Annotated in this window: 19 protein-coding genes; 3 read left to right on the top strand and 16 right to left on the bottom strand. The window is 73.2% G+C overall.

Features of this window, described 5'->3' with window-relative positions; genetic code table 11:
- Positions 1–282: 282 nt before the first annotated feature.
- The 9 genes from DPM19_RS02710 to DPM19_RS02670 form a co-directional block, all read right to left on the bottom strand.
- Entirely contained in the window at positions 283–1,812 is a 1,530-nt protein-coding gene (locus tag DPM19_RS02710) for a class I adenylate-forming enzyme family protein (RefSeq protein ID WP_111863144.1), read from the bottom strand.
- 137 nt (positions 1,813–1,949) lie between these two features.
- The gene (locus tag DPM19_RS02705) at positions 1,950–2,675 is read right to left on the bottom strand and encodes an enoyl-CoA hydratase-related protein (protein WP_111863143.1); all 726 of its coding nucleotides are present in this window, start codon (positions 2,673–2,675) and stop codon (positions 1,950–1,952) included.
- Positions 2,672–3,970, bottom strand: a complete 1,299-nt coding sequence (locus DPM19_RS02700; protein ID WP_111863142.1) for an amidohydrolase family protein — start codon at positions 3,968–3,970, stop codon at positions 2,672–2,674. The genes DPM19_RS02705 and DPM19_RS02700 overlap by 4 nt, the downstream gene beginning before the upstream one ends.
- Before the next feature lie 17 nt (positions 3,971–3,987).
- The gene (locus DPM19_RS02695; protein ID WP_199484792.1) at positions 3,988–4,320 is read right to left on the bottom strand and encodes a hypothetical protein; all 333 of its coding nucleotides are present in this window, start codon (positions 4,318–4,320) and stop codon (positions 3,988–3,990) included.
- Positions 4,271–4,669, bottom strand: a complete 399-nt coding sequence (locus DPM19_RS02690) for a hypothetical protein (protein WP_111863141.1) — start codon at positions 4,667–4,669, stop codon at positions 4,271–4,273. The genes DPM19_RS02695 and DPM19_RS02690 overlap by 50 nt, the downstream gene beginning before the upstream one ends.
- Positions 4,666–5,373: an ABC transporter ATP-binding protein gene (locus DPM19_RS02685; RefSeq protein ID WP_111863140.1), complete on the bottom strand. Its 708-nt coding sequence runs from the start codon at positions 5,371–5,373 to the stop codon at positions 4,666–4,668. The genes DPM19_RS02690 and DPM19_RS02685 overlap by 4 nt, the downstream gene beginning before the upstream one ends.
- Positions 5,370–6,080, bottom strand: a complete 711-nt coding sequence (locus DPM19_RS02680; protein WP_111863139.1) for an ABC transporter ATP-binding protein — start codon at positions 6,078–6,080, stop codon at positions 5,370–5,372. Before DPM19_RS02680 ends, DPM19_RS02685 begins: the two co-directional genes overlap by 4 nt.
- A complete protein-coding gene (locus DPM19_RS02675) occupies positions 6,061–8,175 on the bottom strand; it encodes a branched-chain amino acid ABC transporter permease (protein WP_111863138.1) in 2,115 nt (704 codons plus the stop codon). Before DPM19_RS02675 ends, DPM19_RS02680 begins: the two co-directional genes overlap by 20 nt.
- Positions 8,176–9,549, bottom strand: a complete 1,374-nt coding sequence (locus tag DPM19_RS02670; RefSeq protein ID WP_199484791.1) for an ABC transporter substrate-binding protein — start codon at positions 9,547–9,549, stop codon at positions 8,176–8,178. It lies immediately after the preceding gene.
- A gap of 454 nt (positions 9,550–10,003) precedes the next feature.
- On the opposite strand from DPM19_RS02670, the gene DPM19_RS02665 reads away from it, so the two are divergent.
- Positions 10,004–11,032 (top strand): NAD(P)H-dependent amine dehydrogenase family protein, encoded by a 1,029-nt coding sequence (locus DPM19_RS02665; RefSeq protein ID WP_199484790.1) that lies wholly within the window; start codon positions 10,004–10,006, stop codon positions 11,030–11,032.
- A 26-nt stretch (positions 11,033–11,058) separates the two neighbouring features.
- Positions 11,059–11,865 carry an acyl-CoA thioesterase gene (locus DPM19_RS02660; RefSeq protein ID WP_111863136.1) on the top strand — a complete coding sequence of 269 codons (807 nt, stop codon included), beginning with the start codon at positions 11,059–11,061 and terminating at the stop codon, positions 11,863–11,865.
- 22 nt (positions 11,866–11,887) lie between these two features.
- Here the strand turns inward: DPM19_RS02660 and meaB are convergent, their stop codons facing one another.
- The 3 genes from meaB to DPM19_RS02645 all read right to left on the bottom strand — a co-directional run bounded on the left by meaB (position 11,888) and on the right by DPM19_RS02645 (position 15,483).
- Positions 11,888–12,796 (bottom strand): methylmalonyl Co-A mutase-associated GTPase MeaB, encoded by a 909-nt coding sequence (meaB, locus tag DPM19_RS02655; RefSeq protein WP_325050191.1) that lies wholly within the window; start codon positions 12,794–12,796, stop codon positions 11,888–11,890.
- A 106-nt stretch (positions 12,797–12,902) separates the two neighbouring features.
- Positions 12,903–14,045, bottom strand: coding sequence for a thiolase family protein (locus tag DPM19_RS02650; RefSeq protein WP_111863134.1), 1,143 nt, complete (start codon positions 14,043–14,045; stop codon positions 12,903–12,905).
- On the bottom strand, positions 14,038–15,483 hold the full coding sequence (locus DPM19_RS02645) for a class I adenylate-forming enzyme family protein (RefSeq protein WP_111863133.1): 1,446 nt from the start codon (positions 15,481–15,483) through the stop codon (positions 14,038–14,040). Before DPM19_RS02645 ends, DPM19_RS02650 begins: the two co-directional genes overlap by 8 nt.
- Positions 15,484–15,536: 53 nt before the next feature.
- Here DPM19_RS02645 and DPM19_RS02640 point away from each other — a divergent pair, with 53 nt between their 5' ends.
- Positions 15,537–16,298, top strand: coding sequence for an SDR family oxidoreductase (locus DPM19_RS02640; protein ID WP_111863132.1), 762 nt, complete (start codon positions 15,537–15,539; stop codon positions 16,296–16,298).
- Positions 16,299–16,346: 48 nt separating this feature from the next.
- On the opposite strand, the gene DPM19_RS02635 is transcribed toward DPM19_RS02640, so the two are convergent.
- Genes DPM19_RS02635 through DPM19_RS02620 form a run of 4 tightly spaced genes read right to left on the bottom strand, consistent with a single transcriptional unit; the run spans position 16,347 to position 20,477 of the window.
- Complete coding sequence (locus DPM19_RS02635) at positions 16,347–17,114, bottom strand: enoyl-CoA hydratase/isomerase family protein (protein WP_111863131.1); 768 nt, start codon at positions 17,112–17,114, stop codon at positions 16,347–16,349.
- A 1-nt stretch (position 17,115) separates the two neighbouring features.
- Positions 17,116–18,204 (bottom strand): acyl-CoA dehydrogenase family protein, encoded by a 1,089-nt coding sequence (locus DPM19_RS02630; RefSeq protein WP_111863130.1) that lies wholly within the window; start codon positions 18,202–18,204, stop codon positions 17,116–17,118.
- Complete coding sequence (locus tag DPM19_RS02625; RefSeq protein WP_111863354.1) at positions 18,191–19,084, bottom strand: acyl-CoA dehydrogenase family protein; 894 nt, start codon at positions 19,082–19,084, stop codon at positions 18,191–18,193. The genes DPM19_RS02630 and DPM19_RS02625 overlap by 14 nt, the downstream gene beginning before the upstream one ends.
- Positions 19,062–20,477, bottom strand: a complete 1,416-nt coding sequence (locus DPM19_RS02620; RefSeq protein WP_111863129.1) for a class I adenylate-forming enzyme family protein — start codon at positions 20,475–20,477, stop codon at positions 19,062–19,064. The genes DPM19_RS02625 and DPM19_RS02620 overlap by 23 nt, the downstream gene beginning before the upstream one ends.
- Positions 20,478–20,490 lie beyond the last annotated feature (13 nt).

Below are 20,490 nucleotides of genomic sequence, written 5' to 3'. Positions count from 1 at the left end.
CCGCACCGCGCTCATCCCCATCCGGCCCGCCGTCACCGGCGATCACGAGACCCGGCCGTGGCTAACGGCCGGCCGGTCGGGCCCGGTGGCACGGATGTCATGGTGCTCGCCTCCCGCCGGGCGGGTGCGGGTGATCGCACCGGGATCGGCAGCTGGGGTGTCGGACGGGCGCGGGCCCGCGCCGGCGGGAACGCCCTGCGACGAAGCGATCACGGTCGGCCGCTCGGCTGAACCGCCCGCCAGTTTACGCCAACGGCGTTCGGCGGTCCGGAAGCCATGGCGCTACGGCCGGGCACCCTCCCGGAGCCCGTCTTGGAGCCCGTCCTGCAGCCCGTCCTGGAGCAGGGCCACGAGCTCGCGGCGCAGGATCTTGCCTGTCGGCGTCGCCGGCAGCTCGTCGAGGAGCACGACGTCGTCGGGGGTCTTCGAGCCGCGCAGCCGCCCGCGGGCCCACTCCCGCAGCTCCGCCGGCTCGGCCCGGTGCTCCGGCCGCAGGACGACGAACGCCGCGATGCGCTGGCCCCACTCGGTGTCGGGCACGCCGGCCACGGCGCATTCGAGGACCGCCTCGTGCCGGCTCAGCACGTCCTCGATCTCGGCGGGGGCGATGTTCTCGCCGCCGCGGATGATCGTGTCATCGGCCCGGCCCTGGACGAAGAGGAACCCCTCCTCGTCGAGGTGGCCCCGGTCCCGGGTGGGGAACCAGCCGTCGCCGCCGACCAGGCTGCCCGACTCGACGTACTCGCCCGCCACCTGCGCGCCGCGCACGACGATGTCACCGGTCTCCCCCGGCCGGCAGGGGTTCCCCGCGGGGTCGCGGACCTCGATCTCCACCGCCGGCAGCGCCCGGCCGACCGAGCCCAGCCGGGCCCGGACCGCCGGATCGGGGCTGTTCACCGTCGCGCGGTGGTCGTCGGGGCCCAGCACCGCGACCGACGACGCGGTCTCGGTGAGCCCGTAGGCGTTGACGAAGCCGGTATCCGGAAACAGCCGCAGCGCCTCGGCGACGACCTCGGCGGAGATCTTCGCTCCGCCGTAGGAGACGGAGCGCAGGTGCGCGGGCGCCCGCCGGCCGCGCGCCTTCAGCTCGGCGACGATCCGCACCAGCATGGTCGGCACGACCATGGCGTGCGTGATGCCCTCGCGCTCGACGGCGTCGAGCCAGCCGGCGGCGGTGAACCGGTCGAGGTAGGCAACCCGGCGGCCGGAGTAGAGGTTGGACAGCGCGTTCGCCACCGCCGCGATGTGGTACGGAGGGACGCTGACCAGCGTGGCGTCGGTCGCGGCCGCGGAGCCGAACTCGACCGACCCGAAGAGGTAGGAGACCAGGTGCCGGTGCCGCAGCACCGCGCTCTTGGGCGCCGCGGTGGTGCCGCTCGTCATCAGCAGCACGGCGACCGCCTCGGGGTCGATGTCGTGCGCCGAGCGCGGTGCCGGCCCGGCGGCGGGCAGCCGCTGGAACTCCGCCAGGCCGGCGGTCCGCGCCCCGGGCACCCGCTCCGGGGTGTCCGTGACGACCAGCGGCGCGTCCTGCCGGCTCATCACCTCGTCGAGCTGATCGGCGCTGAGCCGGTAGTTCAGCGGCAGGAACGGGACGCCGGCCAGCGTGGCGGCGAACAGCGCCACCGGGAACGCCGGGCCGTTCCCGCCGAGGTAGACGAGCCGGTCCGCGCCCGCCACGGAGACGAGGGCGGCGCCCGCCACGGCCCGGGTACGCAGGTCGGCCGCGGTGAGGCCGGTGGCCCGGTCGCCGACCAGGACGCGGTCGGCCATCCCGTCGGCGACCATGTCGAGGATCATGGCCAGATTCATCAACGCTCTCCCTGGGAGTCCGGGGTGGTGCGGGCCGGCGCGCGCAAGCACCTCCGGGTGGTGGGCGCGACCCGAGGTTTCAGGCGTGGCGGGTCGACGACCACGGAGGTCGCCGCCCGCCGCTCAGCTCCGCGCCGTCACTTCCCGGTCCACACCGGCGGCCGGCGCTCGGCGAACGCGCGGGCGCCCTCCTTGGCGTCGGCGCTGCCGAAGATCTCCTTGACGTCCTCGGGTGTGCCCCACCGGCGGCGGCGCATCAGCCTCTTGGTGATGGCGACGCCCAGCGGGCCGTTCTCGGCGATCCGCCCGGCCAGGTCGAGCGCCTCGGGCAGCACCCGGTCGGCGGGGACGACCCGGTTCACCAGCCCGACCTCCCGGGCCCGCTCGGCCGTGATCGAGTCGCCGGTCAGCCCCATCTCCAGCGCCACGGCGAAGGGGATCCGCTCGGTGAGCATCGTCCCGCCGCCCGCCGCGAACAGCCCCCGCTTGACCTCGGGGATGCCGAGCAGGGCGCCCTCGGCCGCGACGATCAGGTCGCACGGCAGCAGCAGCTCGAAACCCCCGGCCAGCGCGGAGCCGTTCACCGCCGCGACGAGCGGGGTGGCGAGGCCCTTGTGGTAGAACCACAGCAGCCCCATGTAGTCGCCGCCCGCCGCGAACGCCTTCAGGTCGAGCCCGGCGCAGAAGACCTCTCCCGCCCCGGTCAGGACGATCACCCGGACCTCCGGGTCGGCGTCCGCGGACCGCAGCACCTCCGTCAGCGCCTCCATCATCTGGGGGCTGAGGGCGTTGCGCGCCGCGGGCCGGTTCAGAGTCACCACCAGGACGTCGCCGGCCCGTTCGGTCAGGACCAGGTCGCTCACCGCCCCGCCGCTTTCATGGCGGCGCGCGCCCGCATGCGGTACCCCTCCAGCTTCTCGGAGGGGTCGATGATCCGGTGGCTGCGGGACTGGATGGAGACGTCGTGGCCCGCGGCGGCCCGGCGCAGCGCCCCGACGGTGGCCTGATCGCGCGGGACGTGCGAGAAGGGGTCGAAGGAGTACCAGCGCATGGCGTTCAGGTGGGTCATCTTGTCGGTGTCCTCGTCGGGCACCTCGTAGCGCTCCAGGACCTCGTGGAGTTCCTCGGGCGCGCCCGGCCACATCGAGTCGCTGTGCGGGTAGTCCGCCTCCCAGCAGATGTTGTCGATGCCGATGTCGTGCCGCAGCTTCACCCCGAGCGGGTCGCTGATGAAGCAGGTCAGGAAGTGCTCGCGGAACACCTCGCTGGGCAGCCGCCCGCCGAAGTCCTGCAACGTCCAGGTGGCGTGCATCTCGAAGGTACGGTCCACCCGCTCCAGGAAGTAGGGGATCCAGCCGGTCCCGCCCTCGGACAGGGCGATCTTGATGTCCGGGAACTCCTTGATCACCCGGGACCACAGCAGGTCGGCCGCGGCCGACACGATGTTCATCGGCTGCAGGGTGATCATCACGTCCGGTGGCGAGTCCACGGCGGGCACCGCCAGCCGCCCCGACGAGCCGATGTGGACGTTCAGCACCGTGCCCGTGTCGCACAGCGCCCGCCACAGCGGGTCCCAGTACTCGTCGTGGAAACTCGGGTAGCCCATCGCGGCGGGGTTCTCGCTGAAGGTCAGCGAGTGGCAGCCCTTCTCCGCCACCCGCCGGACCTCCTGCGCGCACGCCTCGGCGTCCCAGATCACCGGCAGCGCCATCGGGATGAACCGGCCCGGGTGGGCCCCGCACCACTCGTCGATGTGCCAGTCGTTGTAGGCCCGGACCAGGGCCAGCGAGAACTCGCGGTCCTCGGTGGCGAACAGCCGGGCGGCGAACCCGGGGAAGGACGGGAAGTTCATCGACGCCAGGATCCCCCCGGCGTTCATGTCCTTGACCCGCTCGTCCACGTCGTAGCAGCCGGGGCGGATCTCGTCCAGGCCCTGCGGTTCGAGCCCGTACTCCTCCTTGGGCCGCCCGGCGACCGCGTTCAGCGCCGCGTTGGGGATCACCGTGTCCCGGAACTGCCAGACGTCGGTGCCGTCGTCCCGGTGCACCAGCCGCGGCGCGTCCTCCTTGTACCGCTCCGGCAGGTGGTTCACGAACATGTCGGGCGGCTCGATGATGTGGTCGTCGACGCTGATGAGGATCATGTCGTCGCGGTTCATGGCTCTTTTCCCTTGTGTCAGTCGGAGGCCGGGAGCGGCTTGGCGGCCTTGAGGGTCATGGGGGTGCCCGCGCAGCTCAGCTCGCCCGCGCCGGAGGAGATGCAGAGCAGTTCGAGCTTCCCGCCGGCGTCCACGTAGCGCTTGCCGATGAGCGTGGCGGCGTCGGCCGCGCTGGACGGCGCCGCCTGCGCGGTGACCGCGGGGACCATCAGGTCCCCGCCGCAGGCGATCTCCGGTCGCTCCTCGGCGGGGGCGCGGACGACGACCACCCGTGTGCTGCAGACGGTGCTGGCGAGCTGGTCACCGGGACGCAGGGTCGGCGCTGTCGAGGGGGTCGAGGGCGAGGTCATGGCTGTTCTCCTTGTCGAGGAGGCGGTCGGCGAGGAGGGCGAGGTCGTAGGACTGGCGGGCCATCCAGAACCGCAGGAAGCCGGTCAGCGAGTACCGCAGGAAGAGCGCGGATCCCACGACGCACCCGGCGATCCCGCCCAGCCCGAGGGCGAGGGCGTCCCGCTGGGCGAGCGGGTCGGTGGTGCCGTGCGCGAGCAGGTAGGACGATCCCGCCAGCACCAGGCCGAGCACCATCAGCGCCACGCCCAGGCGCAGCCAGAGGGCGGCCCGCCCGGCGGCCGGGTCGGGGATCTTCAGTTCGGCGAGTTCGCGGACGAAGCGGTCCGCGCGCGTCTCGGTCGAGGTCATGGGGCACTCCCCAGGTAGAGGGCGGAAAGTTCGGTGCGCAGCCCGTCGTCGGGTCGGCCCTGGCGTTCGATCCGGCCGCGCACCAGCACGGCCGCGTGGTCGGCGATGCCGAGGACGGCCGTCGCGAACTGCTCGACGACCAGCACGGCCACGCCCTGCCGGGCGATCTCGGCGACCTGCTCGTACAGCCGGGCGACGATCAGCGGGGCCAGTCCCATGGAGAGCTCGTCCAGCAGCAGCACCGCGGGATCGGTGGCCAGGCCCCGGGCGAGGGCGAGCATCTGCTGCTCGCCGCCGGACAGGGTCCCGGCCGTCTGGGCGGCGCGCTGGGCGAGGACGGGGAACCGGGCGAACGCGATCTCCTCGATCTCCTCGCGGCTGCGGCCGGTGAAGGTCATCATCAGCAGGTTGTCGCGGACCGACAGGTTGGGGAACACGCCGCGGCCCTCGGGGATCAGGCAGACCCCGGCGCGGGCCAGGTCGCGGGGGCTGGCCCCGGTCAGGTCCCGGCCGCCCAGCACCAGCCGGCCCGACTCGACCGGGTGCACCCCCGCGGCGACCCGCAGCGTGGTCGTCTTGCCCGCGCCGTTCGGGCCGAGCAGGGCCACCACCTGCCCGGCGGCGACGCTCAGGGTCACGCCGTGCAGGGCGGTGATGCCGCCGTGGGCGGCGCGCACGTCGTGCAGTTCCAGCAGAGTGCTCACGCGTCCCCCAGGTAGGCGGCCAGGACCGTCTCGTCGTTGCGGATCACCTCGGGCGGACCAACGGCAATGATCTTCCCGAGGTCGAGGACGTGCACCTCGTCGCACACGCTCATGACCAGGCCCATGTCGTGCTCGACGAGGACGACGGCCGTCCCGTCGTCGGCCAGCGAGCGCAGCAGGGCCGCGAACCGCTCGGTCTCCTCGGCGTCCTGCCCGGCCGCGGGCTCGTCGAGCAGCAGGAGCGTGGGCCGGACGGCCAGGGCCCGGCCCACCTCGACCAGCCGGGCGACCCCGGTGGACAGGGTGTCGGCGTGCTGGTCGGCGATCTTCGCCAGGCCGAGCCGGTCAAGGATCTCGGTGACGACGCGGTCCGCGTGCCGCCGCTGCGGACCCAGTTCCGCGGCGACGAGCAGGTTGTCGCGGACGCTCAGCCGGCCGAACAGCTCCAGCCGCTGGAACGTCCGGGCCAGCCCGTGCCGGGCCCGGCGCGCCGGGCCCAGCCGGGTGACGTCCCGGCCGGCCAGGTGCACCCGGCCCGACGAGGGCCGGCGCAGCCCAGACACGACGTCGAACAGGGTGCTCTTGCCGGCCCCGTTGGGGCCGATCAGTCCGGTGACCCGGCCGGGGGCGGCCGTCAAGGCGACCCCGTCCAGGGCCCGGTGGCCGCCGAAGTCGACCGTCACCCCGCTAACCTGCAGCGATTCCACGGGACAGCACCTCCCTGTCCTCCGCACGCCAGGGGCGGCGCACGCCCCACCACTCGACCGGGATGTCCGTCACGACCGCGCCGGCCTCCCGCGACTGCGCGTACGTGCGCAGCGCCAGAGCCAGGACCAGCGCGCCGAGGAAGAACGTCCACCCGTTGATGAGGTCGCCGAGCCGCAGCAGCCACGCCACCGCGAGCCCGCCGACCAGCGCGAGCACCGCGACCCGGTTACGGGCGAGCGGTTCCCAGCCGTGCCGCATCCCCGGGGCGACGCCCTCGGGGTGCCGGGCGAACCCCAGACCGGCCAGGGCCGGCAGCAGGTTGACGATGTTGTGCGCCCACGGCGCCATGCTGTTGAGCAGGTGCATCGGCCCGATGTAGGCGGTGCCGGTGAACAGCCCGACGCCCACCGTGCCGAGCCCGCCGATCACCGCGACCAGGAAGAGCGGCAGCCCCGCCACGAAGTTGAACTGCTCGGCGGTGACCGACTGCAGTTGCATCCCGTACAGCACCCCGCCGAGCCCCGCGATCCCGGCGCCCAGGGCGAACACCAGGACCCGGGCGACCAGCAGGCTGCCGCCGAGGGTGGCGTAGGCGGCCTCGCTGTCGCGCAGCGCGATCAGCCGCCGCCCGAACCTGCTGAGGCGCAGCGCCGCGACCCCCAGGGAGGCCAGGGCGAGGCAGACCGCGGCGAAGACCATCAGCTCGGCCTGTCCGTCCAGCCGCAGACCGAACAGGTTCGGTCCGGCCATCTCCACCGAGCCCTGGTTGAACAGCGCGATCTGCACGCCGAACAGGTCGATCGCGGGCAGGGTGAAGATCCAGCGGTCGAGGACGACCGCGAAGGCCGTCGTCCCCAGCGCCAGGTACACCCCGGACAGGCGCAGCGCGGGGACCGCAACCAGCGCCCCGACCAGGGCCGCGACCAGCACCGCGGCGGGCAGCGCCCACAGCTGCCCGTCCGCGCCGAGCTGGCCCCAGACGATCGCGCCGATGCCCGCCATGCTCAGCTGGCACAGCGAGATCTGGCCCGCGTAGCCGGCCAGGGGCACGAACGACAGCGCCACGATGCCCAGCGAGAAGATCGGCCCGTAGGAGATCAGCTCGGACTCGCCCAGCACCGTCGCCAGCACCATCCCGAAGGCGACAATCGACGCGGCGAAGATCAGCGTTCCCCGCATCGTCGGCGTCGGGACCGGGCGCAGCCTGCGGTCCCGGCCGCGCAGCCGCCCCTGGGGGAACAGCAGCAGGGCCAGGAACAGCAGCAGCGCGGGCGCGGCCAGCCGCAGGCCCGGCAGGTACGGGTTCTGCGGCAGGTAGCCGGTCAGGTAGCTCTCCAGGCAGCCGACGACCACCGCCCCGACGAAGACCAGCGGCAGGCTGCGCAGCCGGCCGAAGATCGCGGCGGTGTAGGCGCTGACGATCAGCAGGGAGAGCTGGGAGGCGTCCAGGGCGACGGTCGGCGCGATGAGGATGCCGCCGATCGCCGCGAGCTGGGTGCCGAGGATCCACGCGACCCGGTTGGCCCGGAGCGGGTCGGCGCCGGTGAGACCGGCCAGGGCCCGGTCGTCCACGGTCGCGCGCATCTCCGTGCCGGTGCGGGTGCGGTGCAGCAGGTACCACAGGCCCGCGGCCACCGCCACCGCGACGATCATGGTGGTGGCCTGGTGCCAGGTGATCGTCGCCGGTCCCAGGCGGATGGGCGCGCTGTTGACGAAGAACGCCGACAGCGGCCGGGGGGTGTTGGGGTCCCAGATCCACCGGGCGGCGGCGATGAGGCCGCTCAACAGAGCGACCGTCATCACCAGCCGTTCGGCCTCACCCAGGTTCTGGACGGGCCGCAGCACCACCTTCTCGACCGCGAGGCCGAAGGCCGGGGCGAGCACGAGCAGCACCACGGCCAGGGCCACCGGAACCGGCCACCCCCACCCGACGGACAGCTGCCAGTAGGCGAACGCCGACAGCATGCCCGCCGCCCCGTGCGCGAAGTTGAACACGCCGGTGGTGGTGTAGGTGAGCACCAGACCGCTGCCGATGACGGCGTAGATCGCGGCGGTGCTCAGACCTACAACACCGAAGATGAGGAACTGCTCCATTTATTTGACGTCGTTCATGCTCTTGCCGACGTCGGCGAGGGTGACCGGCTTGCCCATGGGGTTGCTGAACTTGATCGCGGGCGCGTTGCAGCGGTAGGCGCCCTGGTTGGGCTTGAAGTCGGCCGGCTTCCAGCCCTGCGGGGTCGCCTTCTCGACGTTGAAGCACTGGGCCGGGGCGTCGGGCTTGGACAGGTCGACCGGGGCCTGGAGGCCGCCGCCCGTCCACGCGGTCTCCTTCATCCCCGCCTCGAAGACGCACTTGCGGGTGAGGTTGTCGCCGCAGGAGGAGGCGGCCTTGGCGAACAGCGTCCAGGCGACGAAGCCGCGGATCATCTGCAGCGTCACCGGCTTGCCCGGGGCGTACTTGGCGAACAGTTCGGTGGCCTGCTTGGTCGCCGGGTTCTGCGCGGCGTTCTCCAGCGGGTAGACGCCGCCGATGTCAGCGAGGTTGTTCTGGGCGGCGAGGGCCGCCGGGCCCGCCAGCTTGAGGAACGCCGGACCGTAGGCGTTGCTGTTGGTGTCGATCCAGTCGAGCTTGTAGTTGATGTTGGTGAGCACCTGCTCGAGCTTGGCCAGGTCGGCGAAGCTTCCGAGGAAGATCAGGCCCTTGACGCCCCGGCTCTTGATGGCCTGGGCGTAGGGGGTCCAGTCCGGGACGCCCTGCGGCGAGTACGCCTCGGAGTAGGAGATCGTCCCGCCGGAGCCCTGGATGCCCTGCCGGGTGTGCGCCTCGATGACCTTGGCCACCGGGGAGTCACCGTAGATGATGCCGACGTTCTTGGCCGAGCCCGGGTACGCCTCCTTCAGCAGCCAGTTGAAGTACCCGGCGTAGGGGCTGTAGGAGGGGCCGCCGGCCACCGTCTCGATCTGCAGATCCGAGCCGAGGTTGCCGACCTGGGAGGTCTGGGCGGGGAAGGCGGGCATCAGGCACGTCAGCCGGTCCTTGACGCCCAGCGCGTCCAGCGCGGAGCCGCCGCCGACGACCGCGAAGTCCTCGCGGCAGGACTCCAGCATCCGCTGGCGGACCTCCATCAGCTTGGAGTCGCGGGTGTTGGCGACGAGCTTGCGGCCGTTGATCCCGCCGGCGGCGTTGCACCAGGAGGTGAACGCCTTCGCCGCGTCGATGAACTCCGACTGCTTGGTGAAGCCCACGTCGCTGAAGACGCCGAGCTTGATCTCCTTGTCGGTGACGCCCTGGGCGGGTGAGCCCTTCGCGCTACCCGGCTTGCAGATGCCCTTCAGGTCGCCGAAATCGCCGGTCACGGCCTGCCCGGCGTCAGGAGGCGTCTCCTCGCCGCCGGAGCCGCTGCGGCCGCATCCCGCGGCGAGCAGGGCTATCGCCGCGATCACGGCGAGGGTTTTCTGCGGTTTCACGGGTTCCTCCTCGGTACTGTCCCCCGACCGGCTTATGGGTGGATCAGGTGACGCCCCGGCGCGGGGCGGTCGGGACCGGGCGGGTTCTCCACGGTCCGAACGGCGGATTCGGGCGGGCTCGGGCCGGTGGGCCCGGGACGCCGAACAGGGACTTGAGCCGGCCGGTGGGCTGGCAGATCTCGCTTGGCGCACTCCTCTCGGTGAGAGGAAACTAGCTTTTCGTTCTGCGAGAATCAACCATGCATCCATAGGAAGTATGAGCAGGCGGACAGGAAAGTCGTGATCTCAACGGAGGGCGCCGAACAGGCCGCTCCGGCCTGGCCTGGCCGTCCGTGGGGAAGACTGGGCGGTATTGACCGTCTCACCTTGGAAGAATAGCGTTCTCCTCACCGAGAGCGAGGAGTACTTCCATGAGCAAGGCACGTCTCGACGGATCCCGGCCGCCGGTGGCTCCGTGAGCCCCCGGGTCGTCCAGTGGGCCACCGGGAACATCGGCACCCGCGCGATGCGGGCCGTCATCGAGCACCCGAACCTGACCCTGGCGGGGGTGTACGTCCACTCGCCCGACAAGGCGGGCAAAGACGCCGGCGAGCTGTGCGGGTACGCCCGGACCGGCGTCGTCGCGACCCGGAACATCGACGAGATCCTGGCGCTCGGCGCCGACTGCGTCCTGTACATGCCGGCCGCGTGCGACTTCGACGAGGTGTGCCGGCTGCTGGAGTCGGGCGCGAACGTCGTCACCACCCGGGGCGAGTTCCACCGCCCGGACAGCATGGACCCCGAGATCCGCAAGCGGGTCGAGGCCGCCTGCGAGCGCGGCGGCACCTCGGTCCACAGCACCGGGAGCAGCCCCGGGTTCATCACCGAGGCCGTCCCGCTGGTGCTGACGTCGATCCAGCGGCGGCTCGACCGGCTGACGATCAGCGAGTTCGCCGACCTCTCGCGGCGCGACTCGCCCGGGCTGCTCTTCGACATCATGGGCTTCGGGAAGCCCCCCGCCGAGCTCGACGAGCGCCGGCTGGCCCACGGGCGGATCAGCTTCGGCCCGTCACTGCGACTCCTCGCCGACGCGCTGTCGATGCCGCTGGACGCCGTGGAGGCGTCCGGGGAGGTCGCGACCGCGCGCGAGACGACCCGCATCGCCGCCGGCACGCTGGAGGCCGGCACCGTGGCGGCGCAGCGGATGACGGTGTCGGGCCTGCGCAACGGCCGGGCGGTGCTGCGCTTCCGCGCCCTGTGGTACTGCATCACCGACCTCGAACCCGCGTGGGACGTCCGCGACACCGGCTGGCACATCGCGGTCGAGGGCGACGCCCCGCTCGACGTGGACCTGCGCTTCGCGGTGCCCCTCGAACGGATGGGCGCCACCTCGCCCGGGTACACGGCGCACCGCGCCGTCAACGCCGTGCCCTACGTCTGCGCGGCGGCCCCGGGGATCCGCACCTCGGTTGACCTGCCCCAGATCGTCGCCATGCTCGGATGAGCACTCAGTCCACCCCGGGAGCACCTGTGACCGACCTCTGGAACGACCTGCTGGCCTGCCTCGACCTGCACCGGTCGGACGACGGCGAGACCACGACCTTCGAGGGGAGCAACCAGAAGCTGACCTACCACCGGCTGTTCGGCGGGCAGCTGCTGGCCCAGTTCGCCCGGGCCGCCGCCCTCACCTGCCCGGACAAGGGCGTCAAGTCCCTGCACGTGCTGTTCCCGCGGGCGGGCCGGTCCGACGAACCCGTCCGCTACGAGGTGGCGCGCCACCACGAGGGCGGCACCTTCGCGGCGCTGACGATCACCGCCCGGCAGTCGTCCGGCGTCGTGGCCACGGCCTCGGTGTCCATGCATTCCGCCGAGGACGGGCTCGACCGGCAGACCGTCCCGCCGGCTCCCGCCGTGCCCGGGGCGGAGCACCGCGTGCGCTTCGACCTGCTGCCCTGGGAGACCCGGTCGACCGTGGACCTGGACTCCCCCAAGCCCGAATCGCCCGAGCTCGACCTCTGGATGCGCATGCCGTCGGCCGCCCCGGAACTGGCCCCGGCGCTGGCCGCCTACGCGACCGACCTCACCCTCATCGGCACGGCGCTGCTCCCCCTCGACGGGATCTCCCAGCGGGACGCGGGCACGGCGTTCGCCTCCGCCGTCACCTCGCACACCCTCTGGTTCCACCGGCCCTTCCGCACCGACGGGTGGCTGCTGCTGCGCCAGCACGGCCCGCTGCTGGCGCACGGCCGCGGCTTCGGCCGCGGCGACGTCCTCACCGAGGACGGCTCCCTGGTGGCCTCCTACGCCCAGGAGGCGATGCTCCGCTTCCAGCAGTGACCGGCCGTTCCGGGGCCGCCGGTCAGCCGGCGGCCCCGGGCGGGCGGACGAGGAGGTCGGCCGCGGTGTAGGGGTCGCAGCGGCCGGCGGCGACGTCGGCGGCCAGGGCGGCGAGACCGGGGTGGGCGCGCAGCCGGGTCTGCGCCAGGGAGAGGATCTGCGCCCGGGCGCGGGCGGCCCGGCGGGCGGGGGTGTCGGCGCGGTGGTGGGCGTCGATCGCCTCGACCAGCTCGGGCAGCCCCTCGCCCTGGGGCGCGACGAGGGTGAGGATTTGGGCACCGGTCTCGATCCGCAGGTCGCGGACCGTCTGGGCGGCGCCGTCCCGGTCCGCCTTGTTGACGACCAGCAGGTCGGCGACCTCCAGCAGCCCCGCCTTGGCGGCCTGGACGGCGTCGCCCGCCCCGGGCGCGAGGATGACGACGGTGGGGTCAGCGACGGCGGCGATCTCGATCTCGGACTGCCCCACGCCCACCGTCTCCAGCAGGATCAGGTCGTAGCGGAGGGCGGCGAGCACCTGGACGGCCGCGGGGACCGCCGCGGCGAGCCCGCCCAGATGCCCGCGGGTCGCCAGGGAGCGGATGAGCACCCCGGGGTCGGTCGTGTGCGCGGCCATCCGGATCCGGTCGCCGAGCAGCGCGCCGCCGCTGTAGGGCGAGGACGGGTCGACCGCCAGCACCGCCACCCGCAGGCCGCGCTCCCGGTACGCCCCGACGAGTGCCGCGACGGTCGTCGACTTGCCGGCGCCGGGCGGGCCCGTCACGCCGACGACCCGGACGGCGTCCGGTGCGGGGCCGAGGGCCGCCAGCACCTCCTCGCGGCGCTCGCCCTCCACCAGGCTCAGCAGCCGGCCGACCGGGCGGAGGGACCCGCCACGCGCCGCGGCGACCAGCTCCGGAACGTCCACCGCCGCCTCCTCCATCGTCACGGGCATCGTCACGGCCCCGTCACCAGCACTGTCGCAGGCACCGTCGCGGGTGGGAACCGGTGCCGGCCGGGGCGCTGGAGGTCGCCCCGGCCGGCACCGGAGGCACTGCCGGTCAGGGCGCCGGGACCTCGATGACCGTGGCCGAGCCCATCCCGCCGCCCGCGCACATCGCGGCGACGCCGACGCCGCCGCCGCGCCGGCGCAGCTCGTGCACGAGCGTGCCGATCATCCGTGCGCCGGTGGCGGCGACCGGGTGGCCGAGCGAGCAGCCGCTGCCGCTCACGTTCACCCGGTCCGGGTCCAGGCCGAGCAGCCTGATGACGGCGACGGGCACCGAGGCGAACGCCTCGTTGATCTCGAACAGGTCGACGTCGCCGACCGACAGCCCGGCCCGGGACAGCGCCTTGGGGATCGCCTTCACCGGGGACAGCCCGGTCTCGGCGGGGTCGACGCCCACGGACGCCCACGACCGGACGGTCGCCAGCGCGGGCAGCCCGAGCCGGTCGCTCGCGACGACCAGGGCGGCCGCGCCGTCGTTGGCACCGCAGGCGTTGCCCGCGGTGATGCTGAAGCCCTCGATCTCCGGGTGCAGCGGCTTCAGCGCGGCCAGCTTCTCCATGCTGGTGGTGCGGCGCGGGTGCTCGTCCACGGCGAAGAGCCCGTGCGGGGTCTCGATCGGGACGATCTCCTCCTTGAAGCGGCCCTCGTCGATGGCCTGGATGGCGTTGCGGTGCGAGCGCAGCGCCCACTCGTCCATCTCGACGCGGCTCACCCCGGCGTTGACGGCGGCGTTCCAGCCCACGGTGATCGACATGTCGCGGTTGGGGGCGTCCGGCCGGTCGGGGTGGGTGGGCGGCATCCAGGAGTCGACCCACTCCCCGCCCACCCGGAAGCTGGACCGCGGCGAGGTGGAGGCCGAGTTCACCCCGCCGGCGATGACGAGTTCGTCCATGCCCGCGCGCACGCCGGCCGCCGCGCCCTGCACGGCGGCCAGGCCCGCGGCGCAGTGCCGGTTGTGGGCCAGCCCGGGGGCCGAGGTGAGGCCGGCGGTCACCGCGGCGTGTCGGGCGATGACGCCGCCGCCGTAGAGGCCCTCGCCGAGGATCACGTCGTCGACAAGGGCCGGATCGAGGCCCTCGGCCGCGGCGGTGACCACGTGGTGGGCCAGGTCGAAGGCGGTGGTGTCGCGCAGGGTCCCCTTGAAGGCGGTGCCGATGGGGGTGCGCAGGGCGGAAACGATGACTGCTTCAGGCATGGGCGGTCTCCAGTTCGGCCAGCAGGACGCGGCGGAGGATCTTTCCGGTGTCGGTCTTGGGCAGTTCGGCGCGGAAGACGACGGTGTCGGGGGTCTTGGCGGAGCGCAGCCGGTCCTTGACCCACTGCCGGATCTCGGCGGGGTCCCCCGCGCCGACGACGACGGCGACGAGCCGCTGCCCCCACTCGGGGTCGGGCAGGCCGAGCACCGCGGCCTCGGCGATCCCGGGGTGGGCGAGCAGGACGTCCTCGATCTCGGCGGGGGCGATGTTCTCCCCGCCCCGGATGATGGTGTCGTCGGCGCGTCCCTCGATGAACAGGTAGCCGCCGGCGTCGAGCCGGCCGCGGTCCCGGGTGGCGAACCAGCCGTCCGCGTCCAGGACGCTCCGCCCGCCGTACTCGCCGGAGATCTGCTCGCCCCGCACGAACACCAGCCCGGTCTCCCCCGGGCCGGCCGGCGTGCCGTCGTCGGCGCGGATCTGGAACTCGATCCCCGGTAGCGCGCGGCCCACCGAGCCGAGCCGGGCCCGCACCTGCGGGTCGTCGGACGCCAGCGACTTGCGGTGGTCGCCCGGCCCCAGGACCGCGACCGAGGAGGCCGTCTCCGTCAGCCCGTAGGCGTTGACGAACCCGACGCCGGGGAAGACCTGCAACGCCCGTTCCAGGATGGGCCGCGGGGTGCGCGCGCCGCCGTAGGCGAGGGTGCGCAGCGTCGGTGTCCCGGCGTCGTCGCCGCGTACCTCGGCGACGATCCGTGACAGCATCGTCGGCACCAGCAGCGTGTGCGTGATCCGCTCCCGCCGGACGGTCTCCAGCCACTCCCCGGCGTCGAACGCCGCCATGTACACCACCCGGCGCCCGGTGTAGATGTTCGTCAGCAGGTTCGCCATCCCGGCGATGTGGTAGGGCGGGAGCGCCACCAGCGCCGCCTCGTCCTCCCCGGCCGACGCGAAGTCCAGCGTGTTCAGCACGTACGCGAGCAGGTGCCGGTGCCGGAGCACCGCGGCCTTGGGGGCGGAGGTCGTCCCGCTGGTGTAGAGCAGGGCCGCGACGGCGTCGCCGTCCCCCTCCCCGGCCGGGGCCGGTGGCGGCCCGGTGGGTTCGGCGGCGTCCGCGGGGGCGCAGAGCGCGTCGAGGTCGTCGGAGCGCAGCACCAGGGCGCCGGGATGCCGGGCCAGCAGATCGTCCAGCTGGTGATCGCCGAGCCGGTAGTTGAGCGGGACGAAGGGGACGTTCGCCAGGGCCGCGCCGAACAGGGCGACGGGGTAGGCGAGGTGGTTGGCGCCCAGGTAGAGGACGGCCGGGTGGTCCCGGAACCGGTGCGCGGCGGCGCCGGCGAGATGCAGGAGCCCGGTGGCGGTCAGCGACCGGCCGCCCGCCGTCACCGCCACCCGGTCGCCGGCCGAGATCGCCATCTCGAGGATCCTGGTGATATTCATGAGAATGATATTCTCCTAATAAATATCCTGACTTGCAAGAGAGGGAAACGTCGATGCAGATCAGTGAGAGCTCAGCGATCGTGGTCGGCGGGGCGGGCGGTCTCGGCGAAGCCACGGTCCGCCGCCTGCACGCCGCCGGAGCGAAGGTCGTCGTCGCCGATCTCGCCGACGAGAAGGGCAAGGCGCTGGAGCAGGAACTGGGCATCCGCTACCTGCGCACCGATGCCACCAGCGAGGACGACGTCACGGCGGCGATGGCCGAGGCTGCGGCCGCCGGGCCACTGCGGATCTGCGTGGACGCCCACGGCGGCCCGGCCAGCGGCGGGCGGCTCATCAACAAGAACGGCGAGCCCCTGGACCTCGCCGGCTTCCGGACGACCATCGAGGTCTACCTGACCGGTGTCTTCAACGTGATGCGCCTGGCCGCTGCCGCCATCGCCCGCCAGGAACCGGTGGACGGCGACCGCGGCGTCATCATCGGCACCTCGTCGATCGCGGCCTACGAGGGCCAGGTCGGCCAGCTCCCCTACGCCGCCGCCAAGGGCGGGGTGGTGGGGATGACCCTCGTCGCCGCCCGCGACCTGTCCCCGCTCGGCATCCGCGTCGTCACGATCGCCCCGGGCACCTTCCTGACCCCGGCCTACGGCCAGGCGGGCGAGCAGCTGGAGGAGTTCTGGGGGCCCCGGATCCCGCACCCGCGGCGGATGGGACGTCCGCCGGAGTACGCGGCCCTTGTGCAGCACATCTGCGAAAACGACTATCTCAACGGCGAAGTCATTCGTCTCGACGGTGCCCTCCGGTTCCCGCCCAAGTAAACGGAATGATCGGGGTCCCGGGAGACAGGCGCTCCCGGGACCCCTCTTTCACCCCTTGCCGGCAGTGAGCTTCTCGATGATGGCGCGGAAGTCGTCGGTCTGGAACGACTGTTCCTCGGCGATGTTGGCGAAGTCGAGGGTGGCGAGCACGGCCCGTTCGAGATGCAGGTTGAGCAGCCGCTTGGTGCTCTCGACCGCCTGCCGGGGCAGCTCGGCGATCCGCTTCGCGCACGCCAGGGCCTCGGCCAGCGGGTCGGCGACCACGTGGTTGGCCAGCCCGAGCTCGGCGGCGCGCCCGGCCGGGATGCGCGCGCCGGTGAGCGCGTACTCCTTGGCCAGGTGCAGGCTGGTGTGCAGCGGCCAGGTGAGCGGGCCGCCGTCGGCCGCGACCAGGCCGACCTGCACGTGCGGGTCGGCCAGGTAAGCGGACTCGGCCATGTAGACGATGTCGCTGAGCGAGATCAGGCTGCAGCCCAGCCCGACGGCCGGGCCGTTGACGGCCGCGACCACGGGCACCCGGCACCGGGCCATGCCGAGCACGATGTCGCGGCCGTGCGCGATGGTCCGGGCGCGCAGTTCGGCGTCGCGCCGCAGCTCGTCCAGGTAGCCGAAGTCGCCGCCGGCCGAGAACGCCCGGCCCGCGCCGGTGAGCACGGCGGCGCGGGCCTCCCGGTCCTCGCCCAACCGCGGCCACAGCTGCGCCAGCCCGGTGTGCAGCGCGTCGTTGACGGCGTTGAGCGCGTCGGGGCGGTTCAGCGTGATGATCCGCAGCGAACCCTCCGCGCGGACGTCGATCTCCTCCGGCATGTCGTACATGTCAGGTTTCCAATCCGAGGATCCGCGCGGCGATGATGTTCTTCTGGATCTGCGAGGTGCCGCCCATGACGCTCTGGGCGCGGCTGTAGAGGTAGGCGTTCAGCAGTTCGGGGTCGCCGGTCCCGCCCACAGCCAGCGCCGCGTGCCCGACGTCCTGCTCGACCCAGGTCATGAGCAGCTTGTCCAGCGAACCCTCGGGACCGTGCGAGATCCCGTCGAGCTGTTCCGACAGCCGCCGCCGGACGTGCAGCCGGAGCATCTCGGTCTGCACCGCCGCCCAGGCGAGCTCCGCCGGCGGGGCGTCCCCCACCCGGGACGCCAGGTCGCGGACGAGCTTGCCGTACCGGGCCGAGAAGCCCAGCGTGGACGGCTCGCGCTCGTGCCCGACGACCGTCATCGCCAGCGCCCAGCCCTCGCCCGGCACGCCCACCATCTGGTCGGCGGGCACCCGCGCCCCGTCGAAGAGGACCTGGCCGAACTCGGTGGTCACCCCGCTGATCATCTTCAGTGGCCGCTGCTCGATGCCCGGCTGGTGCATCGACACCACGAACGCCGAGATGCCCTTGTGGCGGGGCGCGTCCGGGTCGGTGCGGGCCAGCAGGAGGCACCAGTCAGCGCTGTCGGAGTAGCTGGTCCACACCTTGTGGCCGTTCAGGACGTACCCGTCGCCGTCGCGGACGGCCGCCGTCGTCAGGGACGCCAGGTCCGACCCGGCACCGGGCTCGCTGAACCCCTGACACCAGCGCTCGGTGCCGTTGATCATGCCGGGCAGGAAGCGGCGCCGCAGCTCCTCGCTGCCATGCCGGCCGAGCCCCTGGACCAGGTAGCCGAGGCTGGGCCGGGGCGGCGCACCGGCGCGCGCCAGCTCCTCGTCCAGGATGACGTCGTAGACGGGCGGCAACTCGTGGCCGCCGTACTCACGCGGCCACGACAGCCCGAAGAACCCGCCCTCGTACAGCGCCCGGTGCCACTCGCCCTGCCGCCTCCAGTAGTCGTCCCCGGAGGTCGGGAAGGTACCGGCCCGCTCGGCCAGCCAGGCCCGCAGCCGCTCCCGGAAGGCCGACTCCTCCGCCGAGTCACGAAAGTCCAAGGTCGATCTCCTCCAGCCGCGCGGGGAACAGGTCGGCGGACGCCAGCGCCCGGCGCAGGTACACGTGGACCACGCACTCCCAGGTGTTGCCGATACCGCCATGCACCTGCACCGCCGTCTCGCAGACGGTCCGCGCGGCGCGGGCGCAGTAGAGCTTCGCGATCCGGGCGGCCCGGATCGCCTCGGCCGGGGTCAGCTCGTCGACGGCCCAGGCCGCGTGCCGCAGGACGCTCACCGAACCCTCGATCAGGGCGAGCCCCTCAGCCAGCAGGTGGGCCACCGCCTGGTAGGAGCCGATCGTCTTGCCGTACTGCCGGCGGACCTTGGCGTAGTCGCAGGCGACCGCGTGCGCGCCGCGGGCGGCGCCCAGCAGGTCCGCGCACGTGACGACCAGCGCCAGCGCCCGCCACCGCTCGGCGCGCTCGGCAGTGATCTCGCCGACCGGTTCGAGCGGGCCGACCACCTGCGCGCTCCGCCTGGTCAGGTCGGCTCCGGGGACGACGGCCCCAACCCGGCCGGCCAGCACCCGGTGGCCGTCGAGGGCGAGGGCCCGTTCCATCCCCCGGGCGTCCACCGCCTCGGCGCCCACCGCGATCGTCCACGGGTCGCCACCTGCGCGCAGGTCGTCGGCGAGCACCGGCCCCAGGAAGGGGACGTCGACGAGCCCGCGGGCGAACTCCTCGGTGACGAGGGCGACCTCGACCCCGGACGCCCCGTCGGACCGCAGGGTCCGCCAGCCGGTGGCGGCGACCGCCTTCTCCAGCCGGGCGACGCGGTCGGCCTCGTCCAGGTCGTGGACGGAGCCGGGGCCGAGGTCGGCGGCCAGCCGGGCGGCGGCGGTGCGCAGCTCCCGCTGTTCAGCTGTCAGACGCGCGTCCATGGCGCTCCTTCAGGACTCGGCGGAGCACCTTGCCGGAAGGCAGGCGCGGGATCTCGGGGACGAGCACCACCCGGCTCGGCCGTTTGTAGGAGGCCAGCCGGTCGCCGACCAGCGCGACGAGCTCGTCGGGATCGGCCTGGCCGTGCGGCGCGACGGCCGCGACGATCGCCTCGCCGTCGGCCGGGTCGGGGACTCCGAACACCGCGCAGTCGGCGACGGCCGGGTGCCCGTGCAGGACGGCCTCGACCTCGGCGGGCGCGACCTGGAAGCCGCGCACCTTGATCATTTCCTTGGACCGGTCGGTGAGCCGCACCCAGCCGCCGGCGTCGATGTGACCGACGTCCCCGGTCCGGTACCAGCCGTCGACGACGGCGTCTGCCGTGGCCTCCGCCGGCAGGTAACCGGCCATCAGCGAGTCCGACCGCGCCTGGATCTCGCCGGTCTCCCCCGGCCCGACCGGCTCCCCGGTCTCCAGGGACACCACCCGCAGGGTCACCCCCGGCACGGCGCGCCCGGCGCTGTCCAGGCGGGCCCCGTCGATCGGGTTGCAGGTGATGACGGGGAGCTCGCTGGCCCCGTAGGCGGGCACCCAGCCGACCCCGGTCCGCCGGGTGACGGTCTCGGCGACGCTCGCCGTCACCGGGGTCGCGCCCCACATGATGTAGCGCAGGGACGACAGGTCGTAGGACTCCAGTTCGGGGTGGGACGCCAGCGCCAGCGCGATCGGTGCGACCGCCATCTCCACGGTGATCCGGTCGGTCTCGATGTGCCGCAGCATCGCCGCCAGGTCGAACCGGCGGTGCAGCCGCAGCCACGTCCCGGTCTCCAGTGCGGTGACAATGTTGAGCAGGCCGAGGATGTGCGCGGGCGGCGTGGTGATCTGGATGCGGTCCGCGCCGGTCAGGTGCAGCGCGTCCCGCCAGTGCCGGACGGCGGCGCGGAACGAGGCGTGCGTGTGCCGGACGGCCTTCGGCAGGCCGGTGGTGCCCGAGCTGAACACCAGCACGGCGTCCGCCCCCGGGTCGGGCTCGGGGCCAGGGCCGGGAGGTGCTCCCTGCTCCGGGGTGACGGGCTCGTCCAGGTGCAGCATCGGCATCAGCTCGCCCAGCACCGGATGGTCGCCCACGGCGTGCGCCGGCTCGGTGACGGCCAGGGCATGCTCGACCTCGGCGCGCTTCCACGCCGGGCTGAAGAGCACGACCGCCGCGCCGAGCCGCCAGATCGCCTGGACCGCCACCACGAACTCGGGCCGGTTCGACGACATGAGCGCGACCCGCTCCCCCGCCCGGACGCCGCGCCGCGCCAGCTCGGCCGCCAGCCCGCCGGCCAGGTCCGCCAGCTCGGCCGCGCCGTACTCCCGCTCCTCGAAGACGAGCGCGATCTGCTCGCTCACCCTTTCTCCCTCC

The organism is Actinomadura craniellae (assembly GCF_003289645.1).
GTDB classification, from domain to species: Bacteria; Actinomycetota; Actinomycetes; order Streptosporangiales; family Streptosporangiaceae; genus Actinomadura_D; species Actinomadura_D craniellae.
The sequence above is the reverse complement of the archived record's forward strand: the minus strand, read 5'-3'. Positions and strand labels throughout refer to the sequence as shown.

Bases quoted from the DNA above. Each gene is read 5' to 3' on its own strand.
- DPM19_RS02710 (WP_111863144.1), bottom strand. From the start codon at position 1,812: ATGAATCTGGCCATGATCCTCGACATGGTCGCCGACGGGATGGCCGAC.
- DPM19_RS02700 (WP_111863142.1), bottom strand. From the start codon at position 3,970: ATGAACCGCGACGACATGATCCTCATCAGCGTCGACGACCACATCATC.
- DPM19_RS02695 (WP_199484792.1), bottom strand. From the start codon at position 4,320: ATGACCTCGCCCTCGACCCCCTCGACAGCGCCGACCCTGCGTCCCGGT.
- DPM19_RS02690 (WP_111863141.1), bottom strand. From the start codon at position 4,669: ATGACCTCGACCGAGACGCGCGCGGACCGCTTCGTCCGCGAACTCGCC.
- DPM19_RS02675 (WP_111863138.1), bottom strand. From the start codon at position 8,175: ATGGAGCAGTTCCTCATCTTCGGTGTTGTAGGTCTGAGCACCGCCGCG.
- meaB (WP_325050191.1), bottom strand. From the start codon at position 12,796: ATGCCCGTGACGATGGAGGAGGCGGCGGTGGACGTTCCGGAGCTGGTC.
- DPM19_RS02650 (WP_111863134.1), bottom strand. From the start codon at position 14,045: ATGCCTGAAGCAGTCATCGTTTCCGCCCTGCGCACCCCCATCGGCACC.
- DPM19_RS02645 (WP_111863133.1), bottom strand. From the start codon at position 15,483: ATGAATATCACCAGGATCCTCGAGATGGCGATCTCGGCCGGCGACCGG.
- DPM19_RS02640 (WP_111863132.1), top strand. From the start codon at position 15,537: ATGCAGATCAGTGAGAGCTCAGCGATCGTGGTCGGCGGGGCGGGCGGT.
- DPM19_RS02635 (WP_111863131.1), bottom strand. From the start codon at position 17,114: ATGTACGACATGCCGGAGGAGATCGACGTCCGCGCGGAGGGTTCGCTG.
- DPM19_RS02625 (WP_111863354.1), bottom strand. From the start codon at position 19,084: ATGGACGCGCGTCTGACAGCTGAACAGCGGGAGCTGCGCACCGCCGCC.